Raw genomic sequence first — 11,536 nt, 5'->3', positions numbered from 1 at the left:
AATAGTACAGTTATAGTATATCGAAACCATCTCCATTTGAGAAGTTCTTTTTTAAAATTCCCATAAATAATAACGCATTTCTGGTAACAGAGAAGCGTTGATCATTTGTGATATACCATTTAAACAATGAGAAAAGCTTATCTGCGACAAACATAATAAACAAAGCTGCCAAAAACTTTTGGCAGCTTCTTAATGCATAGTCACACACTACTTTAAATTCCATGTTAGATTTCCTTACATGTTTCTATGAAAGTTATAGGTAGCGTGCTATTCTTATTTTAGTCGAAATAATAAGACAATTAGGAGGGATTAATCATGAGAAAAACAAAGAATATTAATCTGTTTACATTTTTAGTTCTTGCTATGAAGATGAGTTTTTCAAAATAAAGTTCTATAAAACTAAAAGGATCCGAACATAAAATATTTATAAGGGCTAACACCAACAATTCATTCAAAACCATTTCACCCCTTCCTAAGCCGTGGGGGTGAAATGGTATCCATTATTAATTATTATTAGCGTAGTCTGTAATTAACACTTTCAACTTTCACAAGTTACTTTTTAACTGAAGCAATAGCTATTATAAAAATAAACAAGAAAACAAGCCCCACTCCAATCAATATAGTTCCTATGCTCATATAATCACTCACTCCTTCATTACAATTATTCCCCTCATTAAACCCCAAATGACAAATATGTACTTCCAACAATTGAAACTATTATTGCTTTAATATTCTACGATACTATTGTATAACTGTATTAACATAAAAAGACCAAGTGATGGTTGGGATTAAATTGAAGTTAAGTGCTGAGCAGGACTGCATTTTAGTCTGAAATCATTTTTTAAAAAAACAAGAAAAAGAGTATCAGCAAAGATGCTTGCTGATACTCTTTTTTCAATATTACTTTTTAAAATCGGCTTATTCCCTAGTATGTTCGAATACGAGATATTTGTCCCCAATAACCTCTTTGGCCTCATTGAGAAATTCCGTGTACGTTGAGTAATGCAAACAGCCGACGGAGAAACTCATTATGCTAAAGACGGGGATTGCTATGTCAATTTTTTATCAAGCTTCCAGTTACATATTTCCAATAGCGTACGATTAATATATTTCCAATGTAAGCAAAGCGACTAATATTCCTAGGAAACCGCACAACAAGCTGTATGGAAGGTTTTTTAATACGATTTCATATGGATTCATTCTTAACCCCACAGAAGTTATCGTTACAATCAACCCATAAGGAGCAGAAGGCACTGTTGCTATAGCACTGCTTGCTAAAAGTACAGTTAGCGTTACTGTAGGTAAAGCTCCCATTAGTAACTCGCTGACTCCACCAAAGATTCCCATCGTAGCTAATGGATGAACACCTAACACAGTCATACCAAGAAACGCGGCTTGAATGAAGAGCATAATTAGCAGCGGATGTCCTTCGAGTGCAACAATAGGATCCTGCAAAATTTGTAAATACGGCGAAGCATTCAACGTTTCTGTTAGAAAAGATAAAGACAACAATAATACAACAAAGTTATTTAAATGATTTGTCTGCCTTTTCCATGCAGGCCATCCTATTTTTAAGAAGCTCTTTTTCCGTTTCATTAAAACCGCCCATGTTAACGCAAAAGGGAAGATCGCAATCGTTACGGCAAATAAAAAGTCAAACTGGACTACATTCGCCAAGAAAACTACGACGAATAAAAAGAGCACAAGCGCGATTATGAATTGCATTAATTTCTTTTTATTTACTTCCCGATTCTCTGCCTCAGACGCGAGATTTCCAACGTCATGTTTCCGAAAGAGCATTTTCCCAATTCCCGCATCTACTAAAAATCCAAGCAAAGCAATAAGTAACATCCAAGGTAAAACCTCTAAGTAATTTGCTCCCGTAATAAATATAGACGTAGCTAATAAAATCTCTAGCGGACTCCAAAGCAATGCGAGTGAATACCCTCTCAAGGTAGACATGACAATAAAATTATTCTTCACCTTGGTTTTTACTTTATTTAACTGAGTCTTTAACAAGTCTTGAGATATTGTCGCTGAAGATAAATTCAAAAAAGCAGCAAGTGACACCATCGTCACTTCACTGCGCACGTATAAAGACCCCATATCTTTCACGTTACCTCCAAGCAAAGACTGCAGCAATTTATTATACCTTCCAGCCTTCACAACACTATTCATCCATGGAAGCATTGACAAAAGAAATAACAACCCGATATTCCCGGCAAAAAAGGAAGGAATTGATCCAGCAGACACGTCACTTGAGAGAAAGAAAAAAGTACCCGCTGCTAAGAGAATCCCTCCAAGAATCTTAAAAACACGGTCGGATCGAGGAAAGTTAATCATCATCATTATAATCCCAAGAATGCCAATAATCGAATAAAGAACAGGGTGAGACCAAAAAACATGGATCACATTTAATAAAAAAACAAACGAGTAAAATATGTATAAATGGTTAAAAACATTTAAATGACGCACAATGAACCTCCTATCCATAGGCGAACAATCCAATTCTTAGATTATATGTTCGTCTACGTTCTTTGTTATTCACAATATTCTTTCGGTAAAGATGATTATTTCAAGAAACATAAAAGGATCATAGAAGAGTAGATTTCTAACTTTAAAGGACCCGTTCTCCAATTGAAAAGGATAACGGGTCCTTTTGTGTTTTATGCTGATATTCTTTCTTCATCAGCGTTATCAATTATAACGGACCATTCAGAGCCGTCATCTTCATTTTCCGATTGATAATACCCCAATACCGCACCTACATAATATATATCACCGTAACAAGCATCATACTGTTCGGCTTCAGAACGAATACAGCTATAATTTCCTGTATGTTCTAATTCATTATATTTCATGGCTGAAAATTCGATAGCTAATTCTTGTGTGTATTCTCCACCATTGTTCATTACGTAATCAATAAAACCAGCACCAAAATTATAGGATTGAAGGGCTAATTTTACGTCTTGTCCAGATTGCTCTAAAGTATGTGCAAAATAAGAAACGCCCTGTTCTATGGAGCGTTCAGGATCAGTTATACAACCGACAGAACCACAAAGCGATTCCGAAGCTTGCATAGGGTCATCCCCTCTCCCTCCAGATTCTTGCATCATTAAGGCAAGAAGAATTCCAACGTGATCCTCTATACCTTCTTCTCGAGCATACTTACTTACATCATCTTCATACTGTAAAACTTGCTGCGATAAATTTTCTCCTGTGCTAAAGCCACTGGATACTCCCTCTCCTATGATACTACTATTTATGAGAGCGTAAATAACCACGAAAAATAGCAGGATAGGGAGAACAAACTTAAAGAATTTCCCTATCCTAACTATTCTTTCAGCATTCCTTTTAGCAAATCCCCTCGGCATGTTCTCCCCCCTAGCATTATATATATACTTGTTTATGATATATATTTTAACATTAATTCAGTTGATTACTAGATTAATAGTTTCTACTTTCGTTTTGACCAGGAGAATTGTAACAATTATGCACTACATAAAGTCCACCGCCGCTCCCCTATTATAGTGCCAAACAGACTTATTGTTTCAAAATAAAGTAAAAATATCAATCTATTGTTCAATGAAATATAAAAAAAAAACGTACTCCTTTGGAAACATTCTTATCAGAGAAAATGAAAGCGCAAATAACCCCCGTTGTAGGAAACATAAAAAAATCCCCTCCCCAAGACTATAGTCTTGGGGACGAGACTTGAAATCATCGTAGCGTCATCCCAGTTTATTAATATCTCGCCATATCAATCTTTCGAGGTATGACAAACGATATCAGCTATCTACAATAACCCTTGATCAAGTTAATAATATTATCTTCACATGAAGTTGAACAATCTGCTTAAAAACAGAAACAAAAACAATTTGTATTTGTACATGGAGATTACAGACGCAATCCATTAGTGTGGAATTGCGCCCTTTCCCCATGAATAAGCATGATTATACTTCTCTTATAAGGGATTCCCCTTCGTTTTGTTCCCTGTCTAACCACTGCCAGTTTTCAAATAATTCAATTCTTCCGTCAGATGTTAACCTAGGTTTGGACTTACATTTCCCCCCTTATTTCATAAAGTGTATTTACATGATTGTATCGAAACTCAAGAGAATCATCATCATGAACGACACCTATAATTTTACCTTTTAGTATTTCTCCACCTGGATAGTCTGCATATAATATTTTCCCCTCTTGCTTATAATTAAAATAAGTGTTCGAGGAGACTTCCCCACTTTCCGTATTTTCCCAACATTTTCTCAGCCTTACTTTACAGCTCACATTATGTTCCGCAAAAGGTTCGATATGGACCACTTGATGGTTCGGGCAATTTGGTATATTCCTCCTGTTCAGGAGAATACGCATAAGGATTTGAAAGCACATCCATAAGCTGCTCCATCACACTGTAGTCTCCTTTGTTCACTGCAGCTTCAAGCGCCTCTTCTACCCTGTGGTTACGAGGGATAACAGCAGGATTCGAGCTCTTCATCAACTGATAGGAAGAGGTTTTTGATTCTTCCTGTCTGGCCAGTCTTGTCTGCCACTGGTCATACCAGTGAGTAAATTCTGTCGTCCCATTCATGACCGTATCCTCCGGTTTGCCTAACGTTAAGGCCCGAAACGTATTGGTAAAGTCGACACGATGCTTCTTCATAATACTGAGAAGGTCTTCGATTAAGGCCTCATCCTGCTCCTCTTCGTTCTGTATTCCTAGTTTTTTCCTCATTCCCGCAAGCCAATGACTATGATACAGCTCCTCAAACTTAGCATGAGCCTCCTGAGCCAGTTCGACCGCATGATCTTGACTCTCATGAAACAGTGGCAAAAGGGCTTCCGCAAAGCGTGCCAGGTTCCACTGACCAATCGGCGGCTGATTCTGATAGGCATAGCGACCTTGAACATCAATCGAACTAAATACCGTTGCCGGGTCATATTCATCCATAAAGGCGCACGGCCCATAATCAATCGTTTCTCCGCTAATGGTCATGTTATCAGTGTTCATCACTCCATGGATAAAGCCGACCAGTTGCCATTTGGCAATGAGCGCGGCTTGACGCTTGATCACTGCTTCAAATAGCGAAAGATAACGATCTTCATTATCTTCAATGTCTGGAAAATGACGTTCTATTGCATAGTCAGCAAGCATCCGAAGTTCCTCTGTACTACCCCAATTTGCCACGTATTCAAAGGTTCCAATACGCAGATGACTGGCAGCTACACGGGTTAGAATGGCACCAGGTAACTTGGTTTCGCGAATGACAGCCTCCCCGGTTGTCACTACAGAGAGACTGCGGTTGGTAGGAATACCAAGGCCATGCATGGCCTCACTGATGATATATTCGCGTAACATAGGGCCAAGTGTCGCTCGTCCATCACCCCCGCGGGAAAGAGGTGTTCGTCCTGACCCCTTAAGTTGAATATCAAACCGTTCATCTGAAGGGGTAATCTGCTCACCAAGCAGTACAGCTCGACCATCACCTAACATGGTAAAGTTCCCGAACTGATGGCCTGCATAAGCCTGGGCAATAGGCAAAGAACCTTCGGGAATTTGATTGCCTGCCAAAACTTCTATACCTTCTTCACTTTGTAAATGCTTAATGTCCAACCCCAAAGATTTCGTCAAAGAATTATTAAGAATGACCAACTCTGGTGAGCTTACAGGAGTTGGTTCAACGCTTTCATAAAATGACTCCGACAGACGCGCATAACTGTTATCAAAGTTCCATCCTATTTCATTATTTTGTGTCATCATATCTCCTTAGAATGTTTTGTCATATTTCTATCCATGTATATTCTTCTACAAAAAACAAAAAATCATAGACACTCTATGATTTTTGTTCATACTTTTCGTATAACCCAATTCGTATCCACTACTTTATTAGCAAAGATTTACCCTACGACTACCATTATTCAGTATTGCAACAATATCTCCCTTGGTCCTATTTTATAATTGGCTTACATGAAAATGTTAATCACACTACCCTCAGTTCTCCATATAAGGCCAATTAAAATGATTATTGGAAAAAAATTAAGTGAGGAAATAATTCCTTTATATAACTTATAAAGATGATGATGTTAGCCCTGTTCTTGATTCACAATCTTCTCTTCTCTTGAGCAGTACATTGTAAATTTCTTATATTTCATCCTACATAAAATCCCAAACAATTAAAAGACTAAACTTTCACTAATCTTTTTCTAACTTCCACATTGAGGAGGTTTCTTCTCCTATTCAACAATCTCCCCAGATTGTTGAATAACAAGAAGATCCGTTTGCCGTATAGAGTTTGGGAGGGCAGACGCATTCTCCTATGCTAGGGGTTCGTTCATTTTCATGTCGAATGGGGTGGCTTGGAAACCACGAGACCCCACAGGGAGTGTCAACGATTGAGGAGGCTTGCCAGTTCCCCGCAGGAAAGCGAGTTGTTTCAAAGTCACCCCTATTCCTTATACGGTAACGAACCCTATGATCACGGTATCGAGTCTTCAACAAAGGAGAGTTGGCGTCTGCCCACGGAAAGCTGGAGATTTCCCGGACCTTCAAACGCCATCCTTTGTAACGGAAACCACCAAAATGTCTCGGAACTGACCCTTCCATAATCTAGGTATTTAGTTTAACAAGTGTGATGGGTTTTCCCGCTAAATAATATCAACAGGGCAACATAAATAAAAATCAGCAAATTTGGTATTTATTGTTTTTCTACATAATTTTTAAGTAAGGTTCCAAGAAGATATTCCCAACCCTTAGAGTGATCTTGCTCCCAATTTTCTTGAATAATACCAGATGCTGAATGTGAAAGCTGAAATAGTGTTCCACCATCTTGCTCAATCAAACGATAGGTATAGGAACTGTTTACTGCGCCTTGCATACCAAGGTGACCATATAAACGAATTTCTTCTGGAGCATTCACATAATAAACGTTTCCCCAGATTGCTCCATCATTCTCCCCCCATTTTTCGATAAATTGTCCTCCTGGAACTGGCTCAAATGTAAAATAAGATGTTTTACCTTCTGGAGCCAACCGGAATTCCCACCAATCTTGTACTTTTTCTGTTAACGCTTTAAACACTTCTTCTCGTGGCGCAGCCATAAATATTTCTTGCTCGATATGAAAATTATTATCGTTCGTTGTCATTGTCTGTTTCCCTCCGTTTTGTTCTACAGTTGCTCGTAAGTTAAGCAATGAACTAGCAGTTGTTTGAATATACTTACCTACCCACCGGTTATGCACTTCTTGAAGGGGTACTGCATTAAGAAAGTTTCTTCTATATTTCCCTTCACGCCTGACCACCACTAAGTTTCCTTCTTCCAAAATATTTAAATGCTTCATAATCGAATACCTAGTAACGTTTGGAAAAAAATCATTTAATTCACCGGTTGTTTTAGGTGATTCCTTGAGTAAATCAAGAATTTGCCTTCTAATCGGATGCCCTAATGCCCTAAATACACTGGTAAGCTCTCTTTCCATGACATTATTCCTTTCGTAAATCGTATATAATCACCATCACATGTGACCAATTAGTAACTTATAATATGTGACATAATAGTAACATGTTGATAAATACTGGTCAACTAGTCTAGAACCAACCTTATACCAATTTACATAAAATCGACTAGCATCGTATTTCAAAAGAGTTTATCCAAAGAGATTCCATTTAAATTAAAAAAGGACGCTATCATTACAGATAAATAGTTCGGTTTTGGAGTACAAAAACATATGTAGAGGGAAAAATAGCAACAGAATTATCGAACTAATTAACATACTAAATAACATTACAATTGGTAAAGAAAAACGCTTGGACATTTTAATATCCAAGCGTTTTTCTTTATATTTTCTTCTTCAACTAAAGCATCCTTTAGCTTCGAGAGATGTTGTTTCCGTTATGGTTGAAAGCGTTTGGAGGTCCGGGAAATCGCGAGACTCCTTGCCATTGTGAGACAGACGGAAACCTCAGTAATTGGTTCTTCAAATTGTAGGCTATTCATAGATAGGAGTTTGCAACTGCACACTTGTTCCATATGTTGTAGCGAACACAGAAGACGACTTATGGCAGTAGGGCCGTTCATTAAAAGCAAAGGATGAGTGGCTAGGAAACGGGGAGATTCCCAAGCCCCCCACCATTCGATGTGTGAGAAACGAATCCCTTTCCCAGAAGGACTATCTACATGCAAACTTAGGAATGGCTGCCTTTTCTTGAAGGGGTATCGAGACACTTATATGGTAAAGGGGCGGAGGGAAACGGGGAGACTCCTATGGGATGTGCGGGACAGCTGAGACCCCACAGGACGAAGTCCGAGGAGGCTCAGCGCCCGCCCCATGGAAAGCGAGCCGTTTCCCGCAGCCCCTACATTCACACAAACATCTCGAATTCAAGCACAACCTCTGATCTTATGCTAATTTATATGTTAAATACCGATATTCCTTGTTATTTCATGTTTTGTACTCGAAAACTGAACCCGTTACATTACAGATAACTGTCCTTTTCTTTAAATTGTTAGGAGTGACCTCAATTCATATAACGATATTCCATCAAACTATTCAAAATATAAACTTCCTGTAATAATTCCTCTCCAACATTTGTTTCCAGAACTTTTTTTCTCTCCAGTTCTTTATCCACCAATCTTTTTACTGATAAAACATCTGTTCCATTTAGTAGAACATGCTCTTTGGAATTAAAATGCTTATGGGCGACAAGTTGCATGCCGTAGGAGTTATATAATAAAGTATATCCAGCAATACCCGTTTTTGACTGATAAGCCTTTGAAAAACCTCCATCGATGACAATCATCTTTCCATTTGCTTTAATTGGACTTTCTCCGTCAATTTCTTTTACTGGTGTATGGCCATTTATGATATGACCTTGGTCAGGATTAAGATCAAATTCGGTTAGGATGTTGCGGCAGGTTTCCTCTTTTTCGCGTAAATGGTAATATGGATTCTTTTTCTCTTTATGGATGTCCTTATCCTTAATGAAATACCTTTCAAAGGTTGTCATTGCTCTTTTCCCAAAGAGTGATGAATATTCTCCCGTCCATAAATACCAGACCATATCTGTCGCAAGATCATCGGTTTCTTCAGGATGTGCAAAAGCATGCCGTAAATAATGTTCAAAAACATCAAGTAAATCACGACCTGCATAGGTTTTATTTTCTATCATCATTTTTTCCATATTTCCTTTTTCATCTAAAGGAATACATCCATGTATTAATAAATTTCCGTTATATTTCAAATAAAGATTGCCTTTTTTCATAAGAAAGTTCATATGTCTGGACAGCTTTTCCGAGTGTTGGATAGAAAATAACAGTTTTTCCATCACTTGCTCTTCTTCCTCTAATAATTGATCAGGCTGTTGCGGATTAACCACGGTAAAGCAGGTATCTTCTAGTGGATACGTTTGGTCATGAATCGTTATTTCGTTTTTATCATAATCAATTTTCTCAAGTAAAAGCCTTTCCGACATATTAAAGTACGAGCGCCGCTTTATAATAGAGCTTTCAAGTTTGAACTGAATAATTGCAATAGCTTGATGAATTTTTGTGATTTGTATTCTTTCATGATTAGATGGTTTTTCGTCTGAATGTATTTTAGGTCTAAAAGCTGGATTGTCATCATAGTATTTCTCCGCAAGATTGAGAAGTGGTCTTAGATTTATCCCATACACATCTTCAATAATTTCCAAATTGTTGTATCGAGCACAAATACGAATAATATTAGCGAGGCAAACCTTTGATCCAGCAAAAGCACCTATCCATAATACATCATGATTTCCCCACTGAATATCAACGGAATGATAATTGATGAGAGTGTCCATAATTCTATCAGGTTCGGGTCCGCGATCGTAAATATCCCCTACTACATGAAGATGGTCAACAACCAATCTCTGAGTGGTATAAGCAAGACCTATAATAAGCTTATCTGCCTGTCCGAGAGAGATAATTTGCTGAACTATCTTTGTATAATAAGATTCCTTATTTGTGAAATCATCCGTTTTGTATAGTAGCTCTTCTATAATATAAACAAACTGATCAGGTAATGCTTTACGTAATTTCGAGCGTGTATACTTGGAGGATGCATAAGAAATGAGCTTAATCATCCGCTCAATGATTTGGTTGTACCATTGGTATAATTCGTTCTTATTGTCAAAAGCATTCTTAATTAACTTTATTTTCTCTTCAGGATAATAAACTAATGTCGCAAATTCATCAATTTCTTTTTCAGGCAATACATCTTTAAAAAGGTCTGTTATTTTCTCTTTCACTCTCCCTGATCCATTTCTTAACACATGTTGAAAAGCTTGATATTCCCCATGTAAATCACTCACAAAATGCTCTGTTCCTTTTGGAAGATTAAGAATAGCTTTAAGATTAATAATTTCTGTGACTACTTTTTCTTCACTATCATATTCTTGGGCCAGTAAATCTAAGTATTTTGTGTGCAAAATTATGTATCCCCTTTCAAAATTCATCGCTATTAACCATCTAAAAACTTGCAATTACTACTTTTTATTTCAGGAGAAATCTAAGATTGAAATTATAACAGCTCATATTTCATTGTGTTGTTCGCAATTGTGGAAAAATTATAAATTATATATGATAATAACACATTTTTACTTTTATAAATAGGAAGTGTCTCTTTAAGCCTTCTTTTATTGAAGACTTGAAATGAAGATAAGTAAGTAAAAGAAGGAACTCCTTATGCAGAAGAAAACCTTATTTTAACAATCTTTCCTTTTGCTTATTGGATAGGTCAAACTTAATCGAACACATCTGTTAAGGTCATATATACTTGATTCAAACAAATCTGAGAAGACACAATTATGGCTGAAGAGAAAGAAGATCATTTCCAAAGGCCATTGTTCGCTGCATGTTTCTGGAAACCCCGCACTGAAAAATTTCCAAGAAGTACGTATTAACGGTTAGCGCTGTCAATTCTTCATCCTGATCATCACGGTTAAATTGCACAATCTTATAAAAACTAAAACAGAACTTAATCTATCACAGTAATAAATACAGGTGTATTAAATATGCCTTAAGTGAGTGCTTGAACAATGAGATTTAAGAATAGAATATAACTCAACTATCTTGCGAATAACTCTTGACATACTATAAGTACAGAAGTAATATTGCCCTAAGGAAACTTTTTTTAATCAATGCATAATATGTTCTCAAGCGCAATAAAAACCTTTCACGCGATTGAAAACCTTTTTTCAACCCCCTCACTACATTGTTAGTGACTCAAAAATAAATTCAGGTTGTTGTACTACTTTTTTTACGGAAAAAGTTGCATTAAGGAAAAAAAAATTACTTTAAGGAAAATTGATTTGCTGTTTGAAACTTTAATTGAAATATTATAAAAGAAAGGATTGATATTCATGTCACATGCATTATTTGTCAGAAATTTGAACGTATCGTATCTTGGGGAACCTGCACTAAGAGAAATATCTTTCCAAATTAAAAAAGGGGCGTTGGTTGGTATTATCGGACCAAATGGTGCTGGTAAATCGACTTTAATTAAAGCAATCATGGGACTTA

10 protein-coding genes are annotated in these 11,536 nt (G+C 37.0%); 1 reads left to right on the top strand and 9 read right to left on the bottom strand.

The window, feature by feature from the left end:
• Positions 1-10 precede the first annotated feature (10 nt).
• The 9 genes from ACFQIC_RS12020 to ACFQIC_RS11990 all read right to left on the bottom strand — a co-directional run bounded on the left by ACFQIC_RS12020 (position 11) and on the right by ACFQIC_RS11990 (position 10,966).
• Entirely contained in the window at positions 11-223 is a 213-nt protein-coding gene (locus ACFQIC_RS12020) for a hypothetical protein (protein WP_204711161.1), read from the bottom strand.
• 878 nt (positions 224-1,101) lie between these two features.
• The gene (locus tag ACFQIC_RS12015) at positions 1,102-2,475 is read right to left on the bottom strand and encodes a hypothetical protein (RefSeq protein ID WP_204711160.1); all 1,374 of its coding nucleotides are present in this window, start codon (positions 2,473-2,475) and stop codon (positions 1,102-1,104) included.
• A gap of 191 nt (positions 2,476-2,666) precedes the next feature.
• The gene (locus ACFQIC_RS12010) at positions 2,667-3,374 is read right to left on the bottom strand and encodes a lysozyme family protein (protein ID WP_204711159.1); all 708 of its coding nucleotides are present in this window, start codon (positions 3,372-3,374) and stop codon (positions 2,667-2,669) included.
• 579 nt (positions 3,375-3,953) lie between these two features.
• Positions 3,954-4,028, bottom strand: a complete 75-nt coding sequence (locus tag ACFQIC_RS21090; protein ID WP_465260869.1) for a hypothetical protein — start codon at positions 4,026-4,028, stop codon at positions 3,954-3,956.
• Positions 4,029-4,059: 31 nt separating this feature from the next.
• The gene (locus ACFQIC_RS21085) at positions 4,060-4,371 is read right to left on the bottom strand and encodes an avidin-fold protein (protein WP_465260868.1); all 312 of its coding nucleotides are present in this window, start codon (positions 4,369-4,371) and stop codon (positions 4,060-4,062) included.
• Positions 4,289-5,755, bottom strand: coding sequence for a protein adenylyltransferase SelO (locus ACFQIC_RS12005; protein ID WP_204711196.1), 1,467 nt, complete (start codon positions 5,753-5,755; stop codon positions 4,289-4,291). The genes ACFQIC_RS21085 and ACFQIC_RS12005 overlap by 83 nt, the downstream gene beginning before the upstream one ends.
• Before the next feature lie 937 nt (positions 5,756-6,692).
• Entirely contained in the window at positions 6,693-7,472 is a 780-nt protein-coding gene (locus ACFQIC_RS12000) for an SRPBCC domain-containing protein (RefSeq protein WP_204711158.1), read from the bottom strand.
• A 1,039-nt stretch (positions 7,473-8,511) separates the two neighbouring features.
• Positions 8,512-10,443: a fructose-1,6-bisphosphatase gene (gene fbp / locus ACFQIC_RS11995; RefSeq protein ID WP_204711156.1), complete on the bottom strand. Its 1,932-nt coding sequence runs from the start codon at positions 10,441-10,443 to the stop codon at positions 8,512-8,514.
• 376 nt (positions 10,444-10,819) lie between these two features.
• Entirely contained in the window at positions 10,820-10,966 is a 147-nt protein-coding gene (locus ACFQIC_RS11990; RefSeq protein WP_390217117.1) for a hypothetical protein, read from the bottom strand.
• 410 nt (positions 10,967-11,376) lie between these two features.
• Here ACFQIC_RS11990 and ACFQIC_RS11985 point away from each other — a divergent pair.
• Positions 11,377-11,536 (top strand): ATP-binding cassette domain-containing protein (locus ACFQIC_RS11985; RefSeq protein ID WP_390217120.1); only part of this gene is annotated, 160 nt, incomplete at its 3' end.

This window comes from Halobacillus seohaensis (assembly GCF_042663045.1).
Classification (GTDB): Bacteria; Bacillota; Bacilli; order Bacillales; family Halobacillaceae; genus Halobacillus_A; species Halobacillus_A seohaensis.
The sequence above is the reverse complement of the archived record's forward strand: the minus strand, read 5'-3'. Positions and strand labels throughout refer to the sequence as shown.